Below are 22,502 nucleotides of genomic sequence, written 5' to 3' on the forward strand. Positions count from 1 at the left end.
GACCCTGGCAAATGGAGACAAGGGTATGGGAATTAACGAAATCATCATGTACATCATGATGTTCTTTATGCTGATTGCCGCCGTTGACAGGATCCTGTCACAGTTCGGCGGGTCAGCGCGCTTCCTTGGAAAGTTCGGCAAAAGCATCGAGGGATCCGGCGGTCAGTTCGAAGAAGGGTTTATGGCGATGGGCGCTCTGGGGCTGGCGATGGTCGGTATGACCGCGTTGGCACCGGTGTTAGCCAAATTGCTCGGGCCAGTGATTATTCCGCTGTATGAAATGCTGGGCGCAAACCCGTCCATGTTCGCCGGCACGCTGTTGGCGTGCGATATGGGCGGCTTCTTCCTCGCCAAAGAGCTGGCGGGTGGCGATATCGCGGCGTGGCTTTACTCCGGGCTGATTCTGGGGGCAATGATGGGGCCAACCATCGTCTTCTCTATCCCCGTTGCGCTGGGCATTATTGAACCATCTGACCGCCGTTATCTGGCGCTTGGCGTGCTGGCAGGCATTGTCACCATACCTATCGGCTGTATCGCCGGCGGTCTGGTCGCGATGTACTCGGGGGTTGAGATCAACGGGCAGCCCGTCGAGTTCACCTTCGCACTGATCCTGATGAACATGATCCCGGTGATCATCGTCGCCGTGCTGGTGGCGCTGGGGCTGAAGTTCATCCCGGAAAAAATGATCAGCGGCTTCCAGATCTTCGCGAAATTCCTTGTTGCGCTGATCACTATTGGCCTCGCGGCGGCAGTCATCAAGTTCCTGCTGGGTTGGGAACTGATCCCCGGTCTTGACCCGATCTTCATGGCGCCTGGCGACACTCCCGGTGAAGTGATGCGCGCTATTGAAGTCATCGGTTCCATCTCCTGCGTGCTGCTCGGGGCGTATCCGATGGTGCTGTTGCTGACCCGCTGGTTTGAAAAACCACTGATGCGCGTCGGCAGCCTGCTGAAAATCAACAATATGGCGGCAGGTGGCATGGTCGCGACGCTGGCGAACAACATCCCGATGTTCGGCATGATGAAGCAGATGGATACCCGCGGCAAAGTGATCAACTGTGCTTTCGCCGTCTCTGCGGCCTTCGCGCTGGGTGACCACTTAGGCTTCGCGGCCGCCAACATGAACGCCATGATCTTCCCCATGATTGTCGGCAAATTGATTGGCGGTGTGACGGCGATTGGCGTGGCCATGATGCTGGTGCCAAAAGATGAAAACGTTCCGGCAGAAACGGAAGTGGAGGCGCAATCGTGAACACCCGCCAGCTACTGAGCGTCGGTATCGATATCGGCACCACGACCACTCAGGTGATCTTCTCGCGCCTGGAACTGGTTAACCGTGCGGCAGTGTCGCAGGTGCCCCGTTACGAATTTATTAAACGCGACATTAGCTGGCAAAGCCCGGTCTTCTTTACTCCCGTCGATAAGCAGGGCGGGTTACGGGAGGACGAACTTAAGGCGCTGATCCTTGCACAGTATCAGGCGGCGGGGATCGCCCCGGAATCGGTCGATTCAGGCGCGATCATCATCACCGGCGAGAGTGCGAAAACCCGCAACGCTCGCCCGGCGGTGATGACGCTCTCTCAGTCACTCGGCGACTTTGTGGTCGCCAGTGCCGGACCACATCTGGAATCGGTGATTGCCGGTCACGGCGCCGGGGCGCAGACCCTGTCTGAGCAGCGGATGTGCCGGGTACTGAATATTGACATCGGCGGTGGCACCTCGAATTACGCCCTGTTCGATGCCGGAAAGGTGAGCGGTACCGCCTGCCTGAACGTTGGCGGACGTCTGCTGGAAACCGACGGTCAAGGGCGCGTCGTGCATGCCCATCAGCCCGGACAGCAGATTGTCGACGAGGTGTTCGGTGCCGGTACCGACGCCCGTTCGTTGACCGTCTCCCAGTTAGGGCAGATCGCGCAGCGGATGGCGAGTCTGATCGTGGAAGTGATCGACGGTACGTTGTCGCCGCTGGCGCAAGCGCTGATGCAAACCGGGTTACTGCCGACGGGCGCGAAACCAGAGGTTATCACCCTGTCCGGCGGCGTGGGGGAGTGCTATCGCAACCTGCCTGCCGACCCGTTCTGTTTTTCTGATATTGGGCCGCTGTTGGCGACGGCGCTGCATGAGCACCCGCGTTTGCGCGAAATGAACGTGCAGTTCCCGGCGCAAACCGTGCGCGCCACGGTGATTGGCGCGGGGGCGCACACGCTTTCACTCTCCGGCAGCACCATCTGGCTGGAAGGGGTTCAACTGCCGCTGCGCAATCTGCCGGTGGCGATCCCGGTGGATGACGCCGATCTGGTGAGCGCGTGGCAACAGGCGCTGATGCAGCTCGATCTGGATCCACAGACTGACGCATACGTACTGGCGCTTCCCGCCTCGTTGCCGGTGCGTTATGCCGCATTACTCACGGTCATCGACGCGCTGCTCGCGTTTATCGCGCGTTATCCGAATCCGCATCCCCTGCTGGTGGTGGCCGAGCAGGACTTTGGTAAAGCGCTGGGCATGCTGTTGCGCCCACAGTTACAGCAACTCCCGCTGGCGGTCATTGACGAAGTGATTGTCCGGGCGGGCGACTATATCGACATTGGTACGCCTTTATTTGGCGGATCGGTTGTGCCGGTGACGGTGAAATCACTCGCATTTCCTTCCTGAGGGAACGACTTATGAAACTAAAGACTACATTGTTCGGCAATGTTTATCAGTTTAAGGATGTAAAAGAGGTGCTGGCAAAAGCCAACGAACTACGTTCGGGGGATGTGCTGGCTGGCGTCGCGGCGCAAAGTTCGCAGGAGCGCGTGGCGGCGAAACAGGTGTTGTCGGAAATGACGGTGGCGGATATTCGCAACAACCCGGTGATTTCCTATGAAGAGGACTGCGTCACGCGTCTGATTCAGGACGACGTCAACGAAACGGCTTATAACCGCATTAAGCACTGGAGCATCAGCGAGCTGCGTGAGCACGTGCTGAGCGATGAAACCTCGGTTGATGATATTGCCTTTACGCGTAAAGGGTTGACCTCGGAAGTGGTCGCGGCGGTGGCGAAGATCTGTTCTAACGCCGATCTGATCTACGGCGGCAAGAAAATGCCGGTTATCAAAAAGGCCAACACCACGATCGGTATTCCGGGCACCTTTAGCTGTCGTCTACAGCCGAACGATACCCGTGACGATGTGCAGAGTATTGCCGCACAAATCTACGAAGGACTCTCTTTCGGTGCCGGCGATGCGGTGATTGGCGTCAACCCGGTGACCGATGACGTGGAGAACCTAAGCCGCGTACTCGACACGGTTTATGGGGTGATCGACAAGTTCAACATCCCGACCCAGGGCTGCGTGCTGGCACACGTCACTACGCAGATTGAAGCTATTCGTCGCGGCGCGCCGGGCGGACTGATCTTCCAGAGTATCTGCGGCAGCGAAAAAGGCTTAAAAGAGTTCGGCGTGGAACTGGCAATGCTGGACGAAGCGCGTGCGGTGGGGGCGGAGTTTAACCGCATCGCCGGGGAAAACTGCCTGTACTTCGAAACCGGACAGGGTTCGGCGCTCTCCGCCGGGGCGAACTTCGGCGCGGACCAGGTGACGATGGAAGCCCGTAACTACGGTCTGGCGCGCCACTACGATCCGTTCCTGGTAAACACCGTGGTGGGCTTTATTGGGCCAGAGTATCTCTACAATGACCGGCAGATCATTCGTGCCGGCCTGGAAGACCACTTTATGGGCAAGCTGAGCGGCATCTCGATGGGCTGTGACTGCTGCTACACCAACCATGCCGATGCCGATCAGAACCTCAACGAAAACCTGATGATTCTGCTCGCCACTGCGGGCTGTAACTACATCATGGGTATGCCGCTTGGCGACGACATCATGCTCAACTATCAGACCACCGCTTTCCACGATACCGCGACCGTACGCCAGTTGCTGAATCTGCGCCCGTCGCCGGAATTTGAACGCTGGCTGGAAACAATGGGCATTATGGCAAATGGTCGCCTGACCAAACGGGCGGGCGATCCGTCACTGTTCTTCTGATGACGCGGGGATGACAAACAATGGATCAAAAACAGATTGAAGAAATTGTACGCAGCGTGATGGCGTCAATGGGACAGACCGAGCCGCAGACCGCCGCCCCGTCGCCGCAGTCCTGCAGCCAGGCACAGTGCGCGGCACCGTCCAGCGCAGAAAGCTGCGCGCTGGATCTGGGCTCCGCAGAAGCGAAAGCGTGGATTGGCGTGGAGAATCCGCACCGTGCCGAAGTGCTGACTGAACTGCGGCGCAGTACTGCGGCGCGCGTCTGCACCGGCCGTGCCGGTCCGCGTCCGCGCACTCAGGCGCTGCTGCGCTTTCTTGCCGACCACTCGCGCTCGAAAGACACCGTACTGAAAGAGGTGCCGGAAGAGTGGGTGAAAGCCCAGGGACTGCTGGAAGTGCGTTCGGAAATCAGCGATAAAAATCTCTACCTGACGCGCCCGGATATGGGTCGCCGACTGAGCCAGGAAGCCATTGACGCGCTGAAATCGCAGTGCGTCGCGAACCCGGATGTCCAGGTCGTGGTGTCTGACGGTCTGTCTACCGATGCGATCACCGCGAACTATGAAGAGATCCTGCCACCGCTGCTGTCCGGTCTGAAGCAGGCCGGGCTCAAGGTCGGGACACCGTTCTTTGTTCGCTATGGCCGCGTGAAGATTGAAGACCAGATCGGCGAAATCCTCGGCGCGAAGGTGGTGATTCTGCTGGTCGGTGAACGTCCGGGGCTGGGGCAATCAGAAAGTCTCTCCTGCTATGCGGTCTATTCACCGAAAGTGGCGACCACCGTTGAGGCCGACCGTACCTGTATTTCCAACATCCACCAGGGCGGCACGCCGCCGGTAGAAGCGGCCGCCGTGATCGTGGATTTGGCCAAACGCATGCTGGAGCAGAAAGCGTCCGGCATCAACATGACCCGTTAAGGAGGCATCATGCCAGCATTAGATTTGATTCGACCCTCGGTCAGCGCGATGCGCGTGATTGCTTCCGTGAACGACGGGTTTGCGCGCGAACTTAAATTACCGCCGCATATACGTAGCCTCGGTCTCATCACGGCAGATTCTGATGACGTCACGTATATTGCCGCAGACGAAGCGACAAAACAGGCGATGGTAGAAGTGGTGTATGGCCGTTCGCTGTACGCCGGGGCGGCTCACGGGCCATCACCGACGGCTGGTGAAGTATTGATCATGTTGGGGGGACCGAACCCGGCGGAAGTGCGCGCCGGTCTGGATGCGATGGTCGCCCATATTGAAGGCGGCGCGGCGTTCCAGTGGGCGAATGATGCAGAAAACACGGCGTTTCTGGCGCACGTGGTCTCGCGCACCGGTTCTTATCTCTCGTCAACGGCAGGCATTGCGCTGGGCGATCCGCTGGCTTATCTGGTGGCACCGCCGCTGGAAGCGACGTATGGCATTGATGCGGCGATGAAATCTGCCGATGTACAGTTGGTGACCTACGTGCCGCCACCGTCGGAAACCAACTACTCGGCGGCATTTTTGACCGGCAGCCAGGCTGCCTGTAAAGCCGCCTGCAATGCCTTTGCCGATGCGGTTCTGGATATCGCCCGTAACCCTGTTCAGCGCGCGTAACGGAGGTCATCGATGATCAATGCACTGGGGTTACTGGAAGTGGAGGGCATGGTTGCCGCCGTTGACGCGGCGGATGCCATGCTGAAAGCCGCCAACGTCAACCTGCTGAGCCATGAAGTGCTTGACCCGGGCAAGGTGACGCTGGTGGTGGAAGGCGATCTGGCGGCGTGCCGCGCGGCGCTGGATGCCGGAAGCGCCGCGGCTCAGCGGACAGGTCGCGTCATCAGCCGCAAAGAAATTGGTCGGCCGGAAGACGACACCCAGTGGCTGATCGGCGGATTTAAGCGGGCGTCGAAACCCCCTGAGCAGAAGAACGCGCCGACGCCTGAAGCGCCTGCACGGTCTGAGTACGCCGACGCGCTGTTGGCACAGCTCGCCACAGTGCGTCAGGGCATGACGGCAGGAGAGGTCGCCGCGCACTTTGGCTGGCCGCTTGAAGAGGCCAGAAACGCGCTGGAACAGCTCTTTACTGACGGGGCGTTGCGTAAACGCAGTAGTCGCTATCGCTTAAAAAATTAACCTGTCGGAGGGCCGGGCGTCTTACCAGGCGTCCGGCATAAAAGATCATGAAAAAGACCCGTTCAGCCAGTTTGCACCATCTTTATCATGAAGCGTTACCCGAAGACGTTAAACTCACGCCAAAGGTTGAAGTGGATAACGTTCACCAGCGGCGGACCACGGATGTTTATGAGCACGCCCTGACGATCACCGCCTGGCAGCAGATTTACGATCAGCTGCATCCGGGGAAATTTCATGGTGAATTCACGGAAATCCTGCTCGATGACATTCAGGTTTTTCGCGAATACACCGGGCTGGCGCTGCGTCAGTCTTGCCTGGTATGGCCGAACTCGTTCTGGTTTGGCATTCCGGCCACGCGAGGGGAGCAGGGATTTATTGGCGCGCAGTGTCTTGGCAGCGCCGAGATTGCGACCCGCCCGGGCGGTACGGAGTTCGAGCTGAGCACGCCGGATGATTACACGATCCTCGGGGTAGTTATCTCAGAAGATGTGATTTCCCGACAGGCACAGTTTTTACATAATCCGGAGAGGGTGCTGCATATGCTGCGCAACCAGTCGGCGCTGGAGGTCAAAGAGCAGCACAAGGCGGCGCTGTGGGGCTTCGTCCAGCAGGCGCTGGCGACCTTTAGCGAGAACCCGGAGAATCTTCATCAACCCGCAGTGCGTAAGGTGCTGGGGGATAATCTGCTGTTGGCGATGGGGATGATGCTGGAGGACGCGCATCCCATCAACTCGGCGGAAAGTATCAGCCATCAGGGTTACCGCAAACTGCTTTCGCGGGCACGGGAGTATGTGCTGGAAAATATGTCGGAGCCGTTGACGGTACTCGACCTCTGCAACCAGCTCCACGTCAGCCGTCGTACGTTGCAGAATGCATTTCACGCCATTTTAGGCATTGGGCCGAATGCGTGGCTGAAGCGGATCCGCCTGAATGCGGTGCGGCGAGAATTAATCAGCCCGTGGTCGCAGAGTACCACGGTCAAGGATGCGGCAATGCAGTGGGGGTTCTGGCATTTAGGGCAGTTCGCCACCGACTACCAGCAACTGTTCGCCGAGAAGCCGTCGCTGACGTTGCACCAGCGAATGCGCCAGTGGATGTAGTGGCGTGCCTGATGGCGCTTCGCTTATCAGGCCTACAAAGCCGGACCCCGTAGTGCCTGATGGCGCTTCGCTTATCCGGCCTACAAAACCGGACCCCGTAGTGCCTGATGGCGCTTCGCTTATCCGGCCTACAAAGCCGGACCCCGTAGTGCCTGATGGTGCTTCGCTTATCCGGCCTACAAAGCCAGGCTCCGTAGGCCGGATAAGGCGAAGCCGCCATCCGGCAATCACACCCACTCGCGTACCTGAATAAAATCGTGCAGGGCAGCCTCCGGGCTGTCGGCGTCCGGCTGCCAGTCATATTCCCAGCGCACCAGCGGCGGCATTGACATCAGAATGGATTCGGTGCGCCCGCCGGTTTGTAGCCCGAACAGGGTGCCGCGATCCCATACCAGATTAAACTCCACGTAACGACCACGACGATAGAGCTGGAAGTTACGCTCACGTTCCCCCCAGCTCATTGTTTTGCGGCGCTCAACGATCGGCAGATACGCCTCGGTATAACCTTGACCAACGGCCTGCATGAAGGCAAAACAGCGGTCAAAATCTGGCGTGTTCAGATCGTCGAAAAAGAGCCCACCGATGCCGCGCTGCTCGTTGCGATGTTTGAGGAAGAAATAGTCGTCGCACCACTTTTTGTAACGCGGATAGACATCGTCGCCAAACGGCTGGCACACATCGCGCGCGGTGCGATGCCAGTGAACGGCGTCTTCTTCAAAGCCGTAGTAGGGCGTTAAGTCGAAGCCGCCACCAAACCACCAGACCGGATCGGCACCCGGCTTTTCGGCAATAAAAAAACGGACGTTGGCATGGCTGGTAGGAATATAAGGGTTGAGCGGATGCACGACCAGCGAGACGCCCATCGCTTCAAAACGGCGTCCCGCCAGTTCCGGGCGATGCGCGGTGGCTGACGCTGGCATAGCGTCACCGTGTACGTGCGAAAAATTGACTCCCGCCTGTTCGAAGATGCCGCCGTTACGCAGGACCCGACTGCGTCCGCCGCCGCCCGCGTCACGCTGCCAGCTATCCTCAATAAACTCTGCGCCGTCAATGGCGGTGAGCTGCTGGCAAATGGCATCCTGCAGGTTCAGCAGGAACTGTTTTACGCGTAGAGCATCGGGTTTCATGATTAACGTTTCTTCGAGTGTGCTTTCTGATTATCAAACCAGTGGAAATAGCTGATCACGCCGTTGGCGATGGCGGTGGCAATCTTCTGGCGAAACGCCGTGGTGCCCAGCAGTCGCTCTTCTTCCGGGTTGGTGATGAACGAGGTTTCCACCAATACCGAGGGGATTGACGGTGATTTTAGCACCACAAACGCCGCCTGTTCCGTATTGCGACTGTGCAATTTATGTACGGGTTTGATCTTCCTGAGAATATGCGAACCTAGCGTCAGGCTGTTTTTGATGGTATCCGTCTGCACCAGGTCAAATAACACCTGTTGCAACAGGTGATCTTTGTCGGTCGCTTTCTTGCCTGCCGCTTCGTCGGCGCGGTTTTCGCGATCGGAAAGGTATTTCGCCATGGCGCTACTGGCCCCGCGATTAGAGAGGGCAAACACCGACGCGCCCGCCGCGCTGGGATTGGTAAAGCCGTCGGCGTGGATTGACATAAACAGATCCGCGCCGTGCTTATGGGCGATTTCAACGCGATCGTACAGGGGGATAAAGGTGTCGCCCGAACGCGTCAGGCGGCAATCGATCCCCTGACTGCGTAAAATGGAACGTACATTTTTCGCAATCGCCAGCACGACGTGCTTTTCTTTGGAGCCGTTGCGGCCAATAGCGCCGGTGTCGATACCGCCGTGTCCGGGGTCCAGCACGACAATGCGCTTGCCGCCCGATTTTTTCGTGGGCTGACTGTGACCATTGCTGGTTTTCAGTGGGGCTTCTTTGGCTGTGGCGTTCGACATCCCTGTTAATGTCAGCGCCGCCAGTCCGGCTTTCAGCACCTGGCGGCGCGATGTGAGAGTTTTTAGCGGTTTAAAAGTGCTCATACGGCCTGAGTTGTAAAAAAAATAATCCTGATGTTATATCGTATCGCGTAATCCGTTACGACGCTTGATGTTGAGAATTGTTTTACTTTTCATTTCAATACGTGACAATTCGCTATTATGCCATTTTTTCCGCCGTTTCGCGTCAGATATTGGCTAAATCAGTTGTTCACGCCATAATCACTATTTTTAAGGCTAAAAGGGTCTCAATACCATGGAGATACGCGTTTTTCGCCAGGAAGATTTCGAAGAGGTGATCACCCTCTGGGAGCGCTGCGATTTGCTGCGGCCGTGGAATGACCCGGAAATGGATATCGAGCGGAAGGTGAATCATGACGTCAGCCTGTTTCTCGTCGCGGAAGTGAACGGGGAAGTCGTGGGGACGGTGATGGGCGGCTACGACGGCCATCGCGGGTCGGCCTATTATCTCGGCGTGCATCCGGAATTTCGCGGTCGCGGCATCGCCAATGCGCTGCTTAACCGACTCGAGAAGAAACTCATTGCGCGCGGTTGCCCGAAGATTCAGATCATGGTGCGTGAAGATAACGATGTCGTGCTGGGGATGTATGAGCGACTCGGCTATGAGCATTCCGACGTGCTGTGTCTGGGAAAACGCTTGATCGAAGATGAAGAATACTGAGTTTCATCCCGCTGATTACGACAGTCACGGTCATTTGCGTCTGCCCTTTTTATTCTGGTTTGTGCTGCTGCTCCAGGCGCGAACCTGGGTGCTGTTTGTGATCGCGGGTTCCTCTCGCGAGCAGGGCACCGCGCTGCTAAATCTGTTTTATCCCGATCACGACAACTTTTGGCTGGGACTGCTGCCCGGCATTCCGGCGGTGCTGGCGTTTTTGCTGAGCGGGCGGCGTTACTCCTTTGTGCGTCTGTGGCATGCGTTGCGACTGCTGCTGATCGCGGCTCAGGTGGCGCTGCTCTGTTGGCAGCCCGTGCTGTGGTTCAATGGCTCCCCTGTCAATGGCGTAGGCCTGGCGCTGGTGGTGGCGGATATCGTGGCGCTTTTGTGGCTATTGACCAACCGACGGCTGCACGCCTGTTTTGCTCTGGAAAAAGAATAACGGAACTTTTTGCTGAAGCCGGACTCCAGGTAACGTTGAATATTAATGAAAGGAAGTGAGATGAAATCGCTGCGTATCTTGTTATGTGCCATGCCGCTGGCGCTGACCGGCTGTTCGACGCTGTCGTCGGTGAACTGGTCTGCCGCTAATCCGTGGAACTGGTTTGGTTCATCGACAGAAGTGACCGAGCAGGGCGTTGGTGCACTCACGGCGTCGACGCCGCTGGATGAGCAGGCTATTGCCGATGCGCTGGACGGCGACTATCGCCTGCGTAGCGGCATGAAGACCGAGAACGGCAATGTGGTGCGCTTTTTTGAAGCCATAAACGGTGACAAGGTGGCGATGGTCATCCACGGCGAGCAGGGTCACATCAGCCGCATTGATGTCCTGGATAGCGAAATTCCTTCCGAGGCCGGTGTTGAGGTTGGCGCACCGTTTAGCGATCTCTACAGCAAAGCGTTTGGCCATTGTCAGCCTGCCGCCGGTGACGATCCCGGTACCGTGGAATGCAAAGCCGAAGGCAGCCAACATATTAGCTATCTCTTTACCGGTGAATGGAAGGGACCGGAAGGATTAATGCCGCCGGACGATACGCTGAAAGCGTGGAAGGTGAGCAAAATTATCTGGCGTCGTTAATTTGCGTCTGAACAAACCCTCGAGCGTAAAAAGAGGGTAAAATAACGCCCATCAATGCCACGATTGCGTGGCATTCTCATTTTTCAGGAGGAATGATGTCTCAGGTTCAGAGTGGCATTTTGCCAGAACATTGCCGTGCGGCGATTTGGATTGAAGCGAATGTGAAAGGCGACGTTGACGCCTTGCGTGGGGCCAGCAAAGCGTTCGCCGATAAACTGGCGACCTTCGAAGCGAAATTCCCTGACGCTCATCTGGGCGCGGTTGTGGCGTTCGGCAACAAAACCTGGCGCGCCCTGAGCGGCGGGGTCGGGGCTGAAGAGCTGAAAGACTTCATCCCTTATGGTAAAGGTCTGGCTCCGGCCACGCAGTACGACGTGTTGATCCACATTCTTTCTCTGCGTCACGATGTCAACTTCTCTGTCGCCCAGGCGGCCATGGAAGCCTTTGGTGACTGCATTGAGGTACAAGAAGAGATCCATGGTTTCCGCTGGGTGGAAGAGCGTGACCTCAGCGGCTTTGTCGACGGCACAGAAAACCCGGCAGGTGAAGAAACGCGCCGCGACGTGGCGGTCATCAAAGACGGTGTGGATGCTGGCGGCAGCTACGTCTTTGTTCAGCGCTGGGAACACAATCTGAAGCAGCTCAACCGTATGAGCATTCACGATCAGGAGATGATGATCGGGCGTACCAAAGAAGCCAACGAAGAGATCGATGGCGACTCCCGTCCGGTGACATCGCACCTGAGCCGTGTGGATCTGAAAGAAGACGGTAAAGGGTTGAAAATTGTTCGCCAGAGCTTGCCGTACGGGACGGCCAGCGGTACTCACGGTCTCTATTTCTGCGCCTACTGCGCGCGTCTGCACAATATCGAACAGCAATTGTTGAGCATGTTTGGCGACACCGACGGCAAGCGTGACGCCATGCTGCGCTTCACTAAACCGGTGACTGGCGGATATTACTTCGCGCCGTCGCTGGACCGTTTGCTGGCGCTGTAATGTTTGCCGGATGGCGGCTTCGCCTTATCCGGCCTACAAATAGAACAAATACAACGTCTGTTCCTGGAACTCCACGTAGGCCTGATAAGCGTAGCGCCATCAGGCGCGCATGTGTTGTTGTGCCGGATGATGGCTTCGCCTTATCCGGCCTACAAATAGAACAAATACAACGTCTGTTCCTGGAACTCCACGTAGGCCTGATAAGCGTAGCGCCGTCAGGCGTGAATGCGTTGTTGTGCCGGTTGATGGCTTCGCCTTATCCGGCCTACAAATACCACGTCTGTTCCTGGCGCACCGCGTAGGCTTGATAAGCGTAGCGCCATCAGGCGCGAATGCGTTGTTGTGCCGGTTGATGGCTTAGCCTTATCCGGCACAACAGTGAAAAATACCAATCCCCGCCTTGGCGGGGATTATTTTTACCTAAGATTTACCTTAATTAGTGAGCTGTTACTCAGCACTTATCTGTTTTTACTGTATTTTCAGTGTTAATGGAGTGTGAGACTCCATTTTCACAAGGAGAGCATTGAAATGGGTAAACTCACGGGCAAAACAGCATTGATTACGGGCGCATCACAGGGCATTGGCGAAGGTATCGCCAAAGTATTTGCACGTCATGGCGCGAACTTAATCTTGCTGGATATCTCCGATGAGATTGAAAAGCTGGCCGATGAACTGGGTGGCCGTGGGCATCGCTGTACCGCAGTGATTGCGGATGTGACCAATCCCGCGTCTGTAGCAGCGGCGCTGAAGAAAGCGAAAGCGGTGGAAGGCCGCATCGACATTCTGGTCAACAATGCGGGCGTTTGCCGTCTGGGAAGCTTCCTCGACATGAGTGACGAAGACCGCGACTTCCACATTGATGTGAACATCAAAGGCGTCTGGAACGTGACCAAAGCCGTTCTGCCGGAGATGATCAAGCGTAAGGACGGGCGCATCGTGATGATGTCATCGGTTACCGGTGATATGGTGGCCGATCCGGGGGAAACCGCCTATGCGTTATCGAAAGCGGCAATCGTGGGACTGACCAAATCGTTGGCGGTTGAGTATGCCCAGGCGGGGATTCGCGTGAATGCGATTTGCCCGGGCTACGTGCGTACTCCGATGGCGGAAAGCATTGCGCAGCAGTCAAATCCCGCCGATCCGGAATCGGTACTGAGCGAAATGGCGAAGGCTATTCCGCTACGCCGACTGGCCTGTCCGCTGGAAGTGGGGGAACTGGCGGCCTTTCTCGCGTCCGATGAATCCAGCTATCTCACGGGCACGCAAAACGTGATTGATGGCGGCAGTACGCTGCCGGAGACCGTCAGCGTCGGGGTCTGACAACCGCATAGCCCCTTCTGACACTCAGGAGGGGTTTTCTCTTATTCCCTTTTCAACTTTCAAATCAGCAAACGGTATATAAAACCGTTACTCCTTTCACACTCGTTATAAATATTATGGCTATTAGAAAGTCATCAAATTTATAAGGGTGCGCAATGGCCGTTAACTTACTGAAAAAAAGATATCTGACGCTGATGGCGTCGCTGTTACTGGTCGGTCAGGCGCAGGCGACGGAGCTATTGAACAGCTCGTATGACGTCTCCCGAGAACTGTTTGCCGCCCTCAACCCGCCGTTTGAACAGCAGTGGGCGAAAGATAACGGTGGCGATAAGCTGACCATTAAGCAGTCGCATGCGGGCTCCTCAAAGCAGGCGCTGGCGATTTTGCAGGGGCTGAAAGCCGACGTCGTGACCTACAACCAGGTGACCGACGTGCAGATCCTGCATGACAAAGGCATGCTGATTCCGGCCGACTGGCAAAGTCGTCTGCCGAACAACAGTTCACCGTTCTACTCCACGATGGGATTCCTGGTGCGTAAAGGCAACCCGAAGAACATCCATGACTGGAACGACCTTGTCCGCACTGACGTGAAACTGATCTTCCCGAATCCGAAAACGTCTGGTAACGCGCGTTACACATATCTGGCCGCATGGGGTGCCGCTGATAAAGCGGACGGTGGCGATAAAGCCAAAACCGAACAGTTCATGACGCAGTTCCTGAAAAACGTCGAAGTGTTTGATACCGGCGGTCGCGGCGCCACCACCACGTTTGCCGAACGCGGACTGGGCGATGTACTGATAAGCTTCGAGTCTGAAGTGAACAACATTCGCAAACAGTATGAAGCGCAGGGTTTTGAAGTCGTTATCCCGAAAACCAATATTCTGGCCGAGTTCCCGGTCGCCTGGGTGGATAAAAACGTCCAGGCTAACGGCACCGAGAAAGCGGCGAAAGCCTACCTGAACTGGCTGTACAGCCCGCAGGCGCAAACCATCATCACGGACTACTACTATCGCGTGAACAACCCGGAGGTGATGGACAAGCTGAAAGATAAATTCCCGCAGACCGAACTGTTCCGCGTGGAAGATAAATTTGGCTCCTGGCCTGAGGTGATGAAAACCCATTTCACCAGCGGTGGTGAACTGGACAAACTGTTGGCGGCGGGGCGTAAGTAATGTTTGCAGTCTCCTCCCGACGCGTGCTGCCCGGCTTTACCTTAAGCCTGGGCACCAGTCTACTGTTTGTGTGCCTGATTTTGCTGCTGCCGCTCAGTGCGCTGGTGATGCAACTGGCGCAGATGAGCTGGGCGCAATACTGGGAGGTGATCACCAATCCGCAGGTGGTCGCCGCCTATAAGGTGACGCTGCTGTCGGCGTTTGTGGCGTCGATTTTTAACGGCGTGTTTGGCCTGCTGATGGCGTGGATCTTAACCCGTTATCGTTTCCCGGGGCGGACGCTGCTGGATGCGCTGATGGATCTACCGTTTGCCCTGCCAACGGCAGTCGCAGGTCTGACGCTGGCCTCGTTGTTTTCCGTTAACGGTTTCTACGGCGAATGGCTGGCGAAGTTTGATATCAAGGTCACGTACACCTGGCTCGGCATCGCGGTGGCGATGGCGTTCACCAGTATTCCGTTCGTGGTGCGTACCGTGCAACCGGTACTGGAAGAGTTGGGCCCGGAATACGAAGAAGCGGCGGAAACGCTGGGGGCCACGCGGTTGCAAAGCTTTCGCAAAGTGATACTGCCGGAACTGTCACCGGCGCTGGTGGCGGGTATCGCGCTGTCGTTTACCCGCAGCCTCGGCGAGTTCGGCGCGGTGATTTTTATCGCCGGCAACATCGCCTGGAAAACGGAAGTCACCTCGCTGATGATTTTTGTCCGTTTGCAGGAGTTTGATTATCCTGCCGCCAGCGCCATTGCTTCGGTGATCCTCGCAGCATCGTTGCTGCTGCTGTTTTCGATTAACACCCTGCAAAGTCGCTTTGGCCGACGTGTGGTAGGTCACTAATGGCGGAAGTTACTCAATTGAAGCGTTATGACGCTCCCCGCATTAACTGGGGAAAATGGTTTCTGATTGGCACCGGCATGCTGGTGTCGGCATTCATCCTGCTGGTGCCGATGATCTACATCTTCGTCCAGGCGTTCAGCAAAGGGTTGATGCCCGTGCTACAGAATCTGGCCGATCCGGATATGCTACATGCCATCTGGCTGACGGTGATGATCGCCCTGATCGCAGTACCAGTGAACCTGGTGTTTGGCATTCTGCTGGCCTGGCTGGTGACCCGTTTTAACTTTCCAGGACGCCAGTTATTGCTGACGCTGCTGGATATTCCCTTCGCCGTCTCGCCGGTGGTAGCGGGGCTGGTATATCTGCTGTTCTACGGCTCCAATGGTCCGCTGGGCGGCTGGCTGGACGAGCATAACCTGCAAATAATGTTCTCCTGGCCGGGGATGGTGCTGGTCACTATCTTCGTCACCTGTCCATTTGTGGTACGTGAGCTGGTGCCGGTGATGCTCAGCCAGGGCAGCCAGGAGGATGAAGCGGCGATTTTACTGGGCGCATCCGGCTGGCAGATGTTCCGTCGCGTGACGTTACCGAACATCCGCTGGGCGCTGCTGTATGGCGTGGTGCTGACCAATGCCCGTGCGATTGGCGAGTTTGGCGCGGTGTCAGTGGTGTCCGGCTCGATTCGCGGCGAAACCCTGTCGCTGCCGTTACAGATTGAATTACTGGAGCAGGACTACAACACCGTCGGCTCTTTTACCGCCGCCGCGCTGCTAACGCTGATGGCGATTGTTACCCTGTTTTTGAAGAGCATGTTGCAATGGCGCCTGGAAAATCAGGAAAAACGCGCGCAACAGGAGGAAAATCATGAGCATTGAGATTGCCAATATTAAGAAGTCTTTTGGTCGCACCCAGGTGCTGAACGATATCTCACTGGATATTCCTTCAGGTCAGATGGTTGCCTTGCTGGGGCCGTCCGGTTCCGGTAAAACCACGCTGCTGCGTATTATTGCCGGGCTGGAGCATCAGTCCAGCGGCCATATTCGCTTTCACGGCACCGACGTCAGCCGTCTGCATGCCCGCGAACGTAAAGTCGGTTTTGTGTTCCAGCACTATGCGCTGTTCCGCCATATGACCGTATTCGACAATATCGCCTTTGGCCTGAACGTCCTGCCGCGTCGTGAACGCCCCAATGCGGCGGCGATCAAAGCGAAAGTGACGAAACTGCTGGAGATGGTGCAACTGGCACACCTGGCGGATCGCTTTCCGGCACAGCTTTCAGGGGGGCAAAAACAGCGTGTCGCTCTGGCCCGTGCCTTGGCCGTTGAACCACAAATTCTGCTGCTGGATGAACCGTTCGGCGCCCTTGATGCGCAGGTGCGTAAAGAGCTGCGTCGCTGGTTGCGTCAACTGCATGAAGAGCTGAAATTCACCAGCGTCTTTGTGACACACGACCAGGAGGAGGCCACCGAAGTGGCAGACCGCGTGGTGGTGATGAGCCAGGGCAATATTGAACAGGCCGATGCGCCGGATCAGGTCTGGCGTGAACCGGCGACCCGCTTTGTGCTGGAATTTATGGGCGAAGTTAATCGTCTGCAGGGCACGATTCGCGGCGGACAGTTCCATGTTGGCGCGCACCGCTGGCCGTTGGGCTATACGCCTGCGTATCAGGGGCCGGTGGATCTGTTCCTGCGTCCGTGGGAAGTCGACATTAGCCGCCGTACCAGTCTGGATTCGCCGTTGCCGGTACAGGTCATCGAAGCCAGCCCGAAAGGGCACTACACCCAGTTAATCGTGCAGCCGCTCGGGTGGTATCACGAACCGCTGACGGTGGTCATGCAGGGGGATGATGCCCCGGTGCGCGGCGAACGTCTGTTTGTCGGCCTGCAAAACGCGCGGTTGTATAACGGTGAGCAGCGTATTGAAGGTATTGTGCAGTTTGAACGTGAACTGTTTGAACAATCAGCTTAATCATTTCGATCTTCTCTTTTAAAGGCTCACCCGGTGGGCCTTTTTTATTTTATAGCCTCTTCCCCCTCACGAATTATTAAGAAAACTGACGATAATGTCACAGCGAGTTACGCATCAGTGCCATTTTTGCGTAATGACTTGGCATCGCTATTACTGTCTAATAAAACGATACCGCAAGGATATCATGTCTGTTAAACGTAAAGATATAAGCTGCGTATCTTGGGGGAGTAATGGTTGATATCAAACAGTGTGAAGATTTTTTTCCCTCAGATGCTCATGCGTTTTGTGTTTTTATGCTAAACAACCAGTCAATGGCTGATTTGCACGGACATGAGTTTGATGAACTGGTGATTGTGCGTGGCGGCAGTGGTTTTCATATTGTTAACGATCATGCTGAGATGATCCGTCGCGGTGATTTCTTTTTTGTGACAGCGAATGATGTCCATTATTATGAGTCAACCAGTGAGCTTTGTCTTATTAATATTTTAATTCATCGGGGGCGTAATTTTAAATATATTAAAAATATCGATGATATGATTGATGCACTCAGTATTAGTACTCATCCTTTTAATGATCATTATCAGCCCCTGGTCGATGAGTTGTTGAATTCGGTAGTGATGCTGGCAGAAAGCATCAGCCAGCGTCGGGATGACGCTTTTGATGCGCTCTACTTTTCTGGTACGGAATCTTCATTCTTGAAAATATTAACCATTCTGTGCCAGTGTGTGATGGAATACAAAGGAATACCTATTGAAAGCAAAGGGAAATTTTATCTTCTGGATCAGGTCAGGCAAAAGTATGCGCAGGAGATCAACTGGAAAAGCGTCTGCGAAGAGAGCGGTATTGCCTTACGTACGCTGTACCGTTTTTTTCATGAAATGACCGGGCAAACCCCCGAGAAATTTCAACAGGTGTACCGTCTGTTAAAAGCACAAGAGTTATTGCGAACCACTGATATTCCTGTGAGTCGGATTGCGACATCGTGCGGGTTTTCTAATCCTACGCGTTTAACCGAGGCTTATCGCCGCTATTTTCGGCGCACGCCTTCGCGGGAACGACAGATGAGTTTATCTGTTCAGTCTGATTCATAATGATTTAACTGATTTTTGCCAGTAATGACTTAAAGGTGTTCAGACTTTAAGTTGGCTGACTTTTGTCTGGGGTACGAGAGTGATATTTAGCATTTTTCATTCAGGAGTCTGTTTATTCGTTAATTAACATAAATGGAGTAACTATAATGCCTGAGATAAAAAAGCAGAATCCCTGGTATATTGGTGTGGTATCAGGGATGGCCTCCTATATTGATTCTGCAGCCATTGTCTCTAATGGTACTGCGCTGGTTATTTATCAAAAGTCGCTGGGAACGACATCCGCTGAAATTGGCACGCTTTCTGGTGTATTGACATTGTGTATAGCACTGGGCGCTTTTTTTGGTGGTCGCCTTGGCGATTATTACGGACGACGTAACATTTTTATTATCACCATGGCAATGGTTCTGGCGGGTTCTTTATTATTAGCCTTTGGTCCGAGCTTCGCGTTATTACTGGTCGGCACTATTTTTGTCGGGCTGGCGACCGGGGCCGATCTGCCCGTCTCTCTGGCCACTATCTCGGAGGCGGCTTCAGATAAGAATCGGGGCAAAATTATCGGTCTGTCGAATTTACTCTGGTTTGCCGGTATTTGCTCGACCATGGCGCTTTCTGCCCTGATCGGTGGTTGGGGGAAGCCTGGCGCGCAAATTCTTTATCTGCATGTTGGCGTTGTCGCCGCGCTTCTGCTGATCTTGCGGTGGTCTTTGCCGGAGTCGCCCATGTGGTTGATCGCGCGTAAAGAGCGACTAAGCGGAAAAGCGACGGTGCGGGCGCAAAAGAATTCTTATGCGGATTTGCTTCGCGGAAAGTACCTGTGGCCCTTTGTGGCACTCTGCCTGTTCTATATGTTCACTAATCTTGCGGCTAATACCGGCGGCCAATTTGGGGCTTACGTGGCGGTGAATGTGGTGGGTATCACAGTTGAAAAGAACGCACTGTGGAATTTACTGCTGATGCCCGTGGGGATGCTATCTGGGCTGCTGTTTATGAAGATGGTGGACACCGAAAAAAGGATGCGGGTGTTTATTATCGGCGCCTGCTTTTTTGCCGGGGGCTTCTTTATGCCGGTATTGCTGCAATTTTCGCCGGTGTCGTGGTTCTGCTGTCTGCTGTTCACCGCGATGGGCAGCGGGATGGCGTTTGAAGGGATTATGAAGGTCTGGTCGCAGGAATCTTTCCCGACCATGCTGCGCGCCACGGCGCAGGGCGCGATTGTCGGCCTTGCGCGGCTGACCTGCGGCGTGCTGGCCTTTGTCACGCCGGTGCTGCTCGATGCAGGCCCGATTGTTCTCTACACCATCCTTTCCGCCGTTGTGGCTTCAGGCATGTTAATTGGATGGTTTTGTTTTCATGGCAAATCACGCAATGAGTTTTTGAGTGAGTCAGAGACGATTCAGGAAGCCACCTCACAAACTATGCCGGTCCCCGTGCGTACCTCTGTCCCCCATTAATGTTATCCGCAAGGAGAATTGAATCATGCTGTCAGTCAGTCAACTTACTTTGAATGGAGAAACGGCGTTAACCGGCGTGGATAGGCTGCCGCTTATCGGCTGGAAGATGCAGAGTACGCAACGCAACGTTTTGCAGCGTTCATGGCACTTGCAGTGCAGTACCCGGGCTGATTTTTCAACGCTGGCTTTTGATAGCGGTGTTGTGAATAGCGAGACGTCGAATAATATCGAATTGAACGAATTCACGCTTCGGCCTTCTACGCGCTATTTTCTGCGGGTGCGTATTACCGCCAACGACGGCGATCGCAGCGAGTGGAGTCCGATGGCACAGTTCGTCACGGGGCTACTGGATTTCCCCTGGAAAGGGGCGTTTATCTCAGCGGAAACGCCGCAGGACAAGGCGAACTCAAAAGCCACACTGCTGCGAAAAGTCTTTTCAGTGACGGCTGGAAAGAAGGTGGCTAGCGCTTATGTGCATGCCACGGCATTAGGCATTTATCAGCTCTTTCTGAATGGGCAGCGAGTGGGAACGGACGAACTCACGCCGGGCTGGACCAGCTATCGGTACCACCTTTTGTACCAGACGTACGATATTACGGGGTTGTTGAACAGCGGGGAGAACGTAGTTGGTGCAGAGCTTGGGGCAGGCTGGTTCAAAGGGGATATGGGGTTCAGTCGCCACCGCAACTACTACGGGGAGCAGACGGCGTTATTGTGCCAACTGATGATTGAGTATGAAGACGGTTCTCAGCAGAGCGTGGTCAGCGACCTGTCATGGTGCGGCAGCGATTCTGCACGCCAGTTTGCCGAAATCTACGATGGTGAACGCTATGATGCCTCTCTGAATCTACAGGGCTGGCAGCGGCCGGACTTCAATGACTCGGCCTGGCGCAACGTTTCGGTGATTCCCTGGGAGAAAAACGCTCTGGTTGCCCAGGGGGCGAGCACCATCAAACAGATCGAACGTCTTCCTGTTGCTGCACTGATTGTGACGCCCCAGGGCGACAATGTGCTGGATTTCGGCCAGAACATGAGCGGTTGGGTGGAATTCCGGGTGAGGGGCAAGCCCGGTGACAACGTGGTGTTGCGTCATTTTGAGACGCTCGACGCCTGCGGCAATGTCTATCTCGACAATTTACGCAGCGCGAAGCAGCGTGTGGAATATACATTGAGCGGTGAGGGGGAAGAAGTCTGGCATCCTCGTTTTAGCTGGCAGGGATTCCGTTATGTGAAGGTTGAGGCGTACCCGGGCGAGCTCAACCCGAACAATTTTACCGCCATTGTCATTCATTCTGCGATGCAGGCAACCGGGCAGTTTGCCTGCTCAAATCCGGATCTGAATCAGCTTCACCACAATATTCTTTGGGGGTTGAAAAGCAATTTCGTCGATGTACCGACCGATTGTCCGCAGCGCGATGAACGTCTGGGCTGGACGGGCGACGCGCAAATCTTCTGTCGTACGGCCAGCTATCTGATGCAAACTCGTACCTTTTTTGCCAAATGGCTGACGGATCTGAAGTATGACCAGACGCCAGAAGGCGGGGTGCCGCATGTGATCCCGGATATTCTGACCGGGCATTGCCGTCAGGATAAATTCCTCGCAGAAGGTGGAACGCACTCAGCGACAGGCTGGGCGGATGCCGCCGTGATCAATCCGTGGACGATGTATCTGATGTATGGCGACAAGCGCATCCTGCAAAATCAGTATGCCAGCATGAAAGGTTGGGTCGATTTTATGCAGGCTCATGCTGACAATGATATTTGGCGCTATAAGCTACAGTTTGGTGACTGGGTGGCGCTGGATGCGCAGGAAGGCAGCTACTTCGGCGCCACGCCGGAAGACCTGCTGTGTACAGCCTGGTATGCCTTGTCGACGTCATTGTTTGCTAAGACGGCAGAGGTGTTGGGTCACGAAGACGATCATCGATATTACAGCGCACTACAGGCCAGAATTGTGAAACGCTTCCATGCGCGTTTCTTCGCGCCAGAAGGCAATCTGACGGCGCAGACGCAAACGGCGCACATTGTCGCGCTTTGTTTCGATCTGACGCCCGTAGCCCTTCGTCAGCGCGTGGCGGACAGGTTAGTCGCGTTGCTCAATGAGCACGACGGGCATCTGGTGACAGGTTTTCTGGGTACACCGTATTTCTGCCATGCGCTGAGTCAGAATGGTCGGGCAAAAGAAGCCTGGGCGCTGTTGCTGAAAGACGACTTCCCGTCCTGGCTGTATCAGGTGAAAGCCGGGGCGACGACGGTATGGGAACATTGGGATGGCATCAAGCCAGACGGTTCCATGTGGAGTGCGGACATGAACTCATTTAATCATTACGCCTACGGCGCAGTGGGCGAATGGTTGTATCGAACTGTCGCAGGGATTGAGGCTGATGAATCAGCGCCTGGTTTTAAGCATGTGATAATTTCGCCTCTGCCCGGTGGCCAACTGAGCTGGGTTCAGGCAACCTATGAATCAATTTACGGTGAGATTGCCGTAAAATGGCAGGCTATCAATGGCAAGGTTGCCATGACTTTCCGCATTCCGGCGAATACCACTGCAACGGTGAAATTGCAGGCGGTAAAAGAGATCGAAAATTCAGACGGACTGGCATTTCGTCGCTCAGACGCGGGCTGGTCTGCAACGGCAGGTTCTGGTGAGTACCGTATCGACTATTTACCCGATGATTCAGTAGACCTGACTTTCACAGACTGATAGCTTTATTGCATCCTGATGTTGCCGGGT

At 55.4% G+C, this 22,502-nt stretch carries 21 protein-coding genes; 19 read left to right on the plus strand and 2 right to left on the minus strand.

Annotated elements, in window-relative coordinates; all coding sequences use genetic code 11:
- Positions 1-25: 25 nt before the first annotated feature.
- Genes eutH through eutR form a run of 7 tightly spaced genes read left to right on the plus strand, consistent with a single transcriptional unit; the run spans position 26 to position 7,230 of the window.
- Positions 26-1,252 carry an ethanolamine utilization protein EutH gene (gene eutH / locus OGY35_RS16075; RefSeq protein WP_286632791.1) on the plus strand — a complete coding sequence of 409 codons (1,227 nt, stop codon included), beginning with the start codon at positions 26-28 and terminating at the stop codon, positions 1,250-1,252.
- A complete protein-coding gene (eutA, locus tag OGY35_RS16080; protein WP_286632792.1) occupies positions 1,249-2,652 on the plus strand; it encodes an ethanolamine ammonia-lyase reactivating factor EutA in 1,404 nt (467 codons plus the stop codon). Before eutH ends, eutA begins: the two co-directional genes overlap by 4 nt.
- Before the next feature lie 11 nt (positions 2,653-2,663).
- Positions 2,664-4,025 (plus strand): ethanolamine ammonia-lyase subunit alpha, encoded by a 1,362-nt coding sequence (gene eutB / locus OGY35_RS16085; RefSeq protein ID WP_152403049.1) that lies wholly within the window; start codon positions 2,664-2,666, stop codon positions 4,023-4,025.
- Between the two features lie 20 nt (positions 4,026-4,045).
- Positions 4,046-4,942, plus strand: a complete 897-nt coding sequence (eutC, locus tag OGY35_RS16090) for an ethanolamine ammonia-lyase subunit EutC (RefSeq protein ID WP_286632793.1) — start codon at positions 4,046-4,048, stop codon at positions 4,940-4,942.
- 9 nt (positions 4,943-4,951) lie between these two features.
- Positions 4,952-5,611 carry an ethanolamine utilization microcompartment protein EutL gene (eutL, locus tag OGY35_RS16095; protein WP_046484833.1) on the plus strand — a complete coding sequence of 220 codons (660 nt, stop codon included), beginning with the start codon at positions 4,952-4,954 and terminating at the stop codon, positions 5,609-5,611.
- A gap of 12 nt (positions 5,612-5,623) precedes the next feature.
- The gene (gene eutK, locus OGY35_RS16100) at positions 5,624-6,130 is read left to right on the plus strand and encodes an ethanolamine utilization microcompartment protein EutK (protein ID WP_286632794.1); all 507 of its coding nucleotides are present in this window, start codon (positions 5,624-5,626) and stop codon (positions 6,128-6,130) included.
- Between the two features lie 47 nt (positions 6,131-6,177).
- Entirely contained in the window at positions 6,178-7,230 is a 1,053-nt protein-coding gene (gene eutR, locus OGY35_RS16105; RefSeq protein WP_042999892.1) for an HTH-type transcriptional regulator EutR, read from the plus strand.
- 227 nt (positions 7,231-7,457) lie between these two features.
- Here the strand turns inward: eutR and hemF are convergent, their stop codons facing one another.
- Together hemF and amiA are read right to left on the minus strand one after the other, a co-directional pair.
- Positions 7,458-8,357 (minus strand): oxygen-dependent coproporphyrinogen oxidase, encoded by a 900-nt coding sequence (hemF, locus tag OGY35_RS16110; RefSeq protein ID WP_286632795.1) that lies wholly within the window; start codon positions 8,355-8,357, stop codon positions 7,458-7,460.
- 2 nt (positions 8,358-8,359) lie between these two features.
- Complete coding sequence (amiA, locus tag OGY35_RS16115) at positions 8,360-9,226, minus strand: N-acetylmuramoyl-L-alanine amidase AmiA (RefSeq protein ID WP_152403057.1); 867 nt, start codon at positions 9,224-9,226, stop codon at positions 8,360-8,362.
- A gap of 211 nt (positions 9,227-9,437) precedes the next feature.
- Here amiA and OGY35_RS16120 point away from each other — a divergent pair, with 211 nt between their 5' ends.
- The 12 genes from OGY35_RS16120 (at position 9,438) to OGY35_RS16175 (ending at position 22,472) form a co-directional block, all read left to right on the plus strand.
- A complete protein-coding gene (locus OGY35_RS16120) occupies positions 9,438-9,863 on the plus strand; it encodes a GNAT family acetyltransferase (protein WP_042317665.1) in 426 nt (141 codons plus the stop codon).
- The gene (locus OGY35_RS16125; RefSeq protein ID WP_286632796.1) at positions 9,850-10,299 is read left to right on the plus strand and encodes a DUF2919 domain-containing protein; all 450 of its coding nucleotides are present in this window, start codon (positions 9,850-9,852) and stop codon (positions 10,297-10,299) included. Before OGY35_RS16120 ends, OGY35_RS16125 begins: the two co-directional genes overlap by 14 nt.
- 60 nt (positions 10,300-10,359) lie before the next feature.
- On the plus strand, positions 10,360-10,935 hold the full coding sequence (locus OGY35_RS16130) for an RpoE-regulated lipoprotein (RefSeq protein ID WP_286632797.1): 576 nt from the start codon (positions 10,360-10,362) through the stop codon (positions 10,933-10,935).
- 95 nt (positions 10,936-11,030) lie between these two features.
- Positions 11,031-11,930 carry a porphyrinogen peroxidase gene (yfeX, locus tag OGY35_RS16135; RefSeq protein ID WP_286632918.1) on the plus strand — a complete coding sequence of 300 codons (900 nt, stop codon included), beginning with the start codon at positions 11,031-11,033 and terminating at the stop codon, positions 11,928-11,930.
- A gap of 528 nt (positions 11,931-12,458) precedes the next feature.
- Positions 12,459-13,250: an SDR family oxidoreductase UcpA gene (gene ucpA / locus OGY35_RS16140; protein ID WP_178827397.1), complete on the plus strand. Its 792-nt coding sequence runs from the start codon at positions 12,459-12,461 to the stop codon at positions 13,248-13,250.
- Positions 13,251-13,405: 155 nt separating this feature from the next.
- Positions 13,406-14,422: a thiosulfate/sulfate ABC transporter substrate-binding protein CysP gene (gene cysP / locus OGY35_RS16145; RefSeq protein ID WP_286632798.1), complete on the plus strand. Its 1,017-nt coding sequence runs from the start codon at positions 13,406-13,408 to the stop codon at positions 14,420-14,422.
- Complete coding sequence (cysT, locus tag OGY35_RS16150; RefSeq protein ID WP_152403069.1) at positions 14,422-15,255, plus strand: sulfate/thiosulfate ABC transporter permease CysT; 834 nt, start codon at positions 14,422-14,424, stop codon at positions 15,253-15,255. Before cysP ends, cysT begins: the two co-directional genes overlap by 1 nt.
- Positions 15,255-16,130, plus strand: coding sequence for a sulfate/thiosulfate ABC transporter permease CysW (gene cysW, locus OGY35_RS16155; protein WP_046484793.1), 876 nt, complete (start codon positions 15,255-15,257; stop codon positions 16,128-16,130). Before cysT ends, cysW begins: the two co-directional genes overlap by 1 nt.
- Positions 16,120-17,223, plus strand: a complete 1,104-nt coding sequence (gene cysA, locus OGY35_RS16160) for a sulfate/thiosulfate ABC transporter ATP-binding protein CysA (protein WP_286632799.1) — start codon at positions 16,120-16,122, stop codon at positions 17,221-17,223. Before cysW ends, cysA begins: the two co-directional genes overlap by 11 nt.
- Positions 17,224-17,453: 230 nt before the next feature.
- Complete coding sequence (locus tag OGY35_RS16165; RefSeq protein ID WP_178824139.1) at positions 17,454-18,314, plus strand: helix-turn-helix domain-containing protein; 861 nt, start codon at positions 17,454-17,456, stop codon at positions 18,312-18,314.
- 146 nt (positions 18,315-18,460) lie between these two features.
- Complete coding sequence (locus OGY35_RS16170) at positions 18,461-19,765, plus strand: MFS transporter (protein WP_286632800.1); 1,305 nt, start codon at positions 18,461-18,463, stop codon at positions 19,763-19,765.
- Positions 19,766-19,790: 25 nt separating this feature from the next.
- Entirely contained in the window at positions 19,791-22,472 is a 2,682-nt protein-coding gene (locus OGY35_RS16175; protein WP_286632801.1) for a glycoside hydrolase family 78 protein, read from the plus strand.
- Positions 22,473-22,502: the final 30 nt, after the last annotated feature.

Origin of the sequence: Citrobacter sp. Ct235, assembly GCF_030332305.1 — a bacterium.
GTDB lineage: Bacteria > Pseudomonadota > Gammaproteobacteria > Enterobacterales > Enterobacteriaceae > Citrobacter_A > Citrobacter_A telavivensis.

Bases quoted from the DNA above. Each gene is read 5' to 3' on its own strand.
- eutH (WP_286632791.1), top strand. From the start codon at position 26: ATGGGAATTAACGAAATCATCATGTACATCATGATGTTCTTTATGCTG.
- eutB (WP_152403049.1), top strand. From the start codon at position 2,664: ATGAAACTAAAGACTACATTGTTCGGCAATGTTTATCAGTTTAAGGAT.
- eutC (WP_286632793.1), top strand. From the start codon at position 4,046: ATGGATCAAAAACAGATTGAAGAAATTGTACGCAGCGTGATGGCGTCA.
- eutL (WP_046484833.1), top strand. From the start codon at position 4,952: ATGCCAGCATTAGATTTGATTCGACCCTCGGTCAGCGCGATGCGCGTG.
- eutK (WP_286632794.1), top strand. From the start codon at position 5,624: ATGATCAATGCACTGGGGTTACTGGAAGTGGAGGGCATGGTTGCCGCC.
- eutR (WP_042999892.1), top strand. From the start codon at position 6,178: ATGAAAAAGACCCGTTCAGCCAGTTTGCACCATCTTTATCATGAAGCG.
- hemF (WP_286632795.1), bottom strand. From the start codon at position 8,357: ATGAAACCCGATGCTCTACGCGTAAAACAGTTCCTGCTGAACCTGCAG.
- amiA (WP_152403057.1), bottom strand. From the start codon at position 9,226: ATGAGCACTTTTAAACCGCTAAAAACTCTCACATCGCGCCGCCAGGTG.
- OGY35_RS16120 (WP_042317665.1), top strand. From the start codon at position 9,438: ATGGAGATACGCGTTTTTCGCCAGGAAGATTTCGAAGAGGTGATCACC.
- OGY35_RS16125 (WP_286632796.1), top strand. From the start codon at position 9,850: ATGAAGAATACTGAGTTTCATCCCGCTGATTACGACAGTCACGGTCAT.
- OGY35_RS16130 (WP_286632797.1), top strand. From the start codon at position 10,360: ATGAAATCGCTGCGTATCTTGTTATGTGCCATGCCGCTGGCGCTGACC.
- yfeX (WP_286632918.1), top strand. From the start codon at position 11,031: ATGTCTCAGGTTCAGAGTGGCATTTTGCCAGAACATTGCCGTGCGGCG.
- ucpA (WP_178827397.1), top strand. From the start codon at position 12,459: ATGGGTAAACTCACGGGCAAAACAGCATTGATTACGGGCGCATCACAG.
- cysP (WP_286632798.1), top strand. From the start codon at position 13,406: ATGGCCGTTAACTTACTGAAAAAAAGATATCTGACGCTGATGGCGTCG.
- cysT (WP_152403069.1), top strand. From the start codon at position 14,422: ATGTTTGCAGTCTCCTCCCGACGCGTGCTGCCCGGCTTTACCTTAAGC.
- cysW (WP_046484793.1), top strand. From the start codon at position 15,255: ATGGCGGAAGTTACTCAATTGAAGCGTTATGACGCTCCCCGCATTAAC.
- cysA (WP_286632799.1), top strand. From the start codon at position 16,120: ATGAGCATTGAGATTGCCAATATTAAGAAGTCTTTTGGTCGCACCCAG.
- OGY35_RS16165 (WP_178824139.1), top strand. From the start codon at position 17,454: ATGGTTGATATCAAACAGTGTGAAGATTTTTTTCCCTCAGATGCTCAT.
- OGY35_RS16170 (WP_286632800.1), top strand. From the start codon at position 18,461: ATGCCTGAGATAAAAAAGCAGAATCCCTGGTATATTGGTGTGGTATCA.
- OGY35_RS16175 (WP_286632801.1), top strand. From the start codon at position 19,791: ATGCTGTCAGTCAGTCAACTTACTTTGAATGGAGAAACGGCGTTAACC.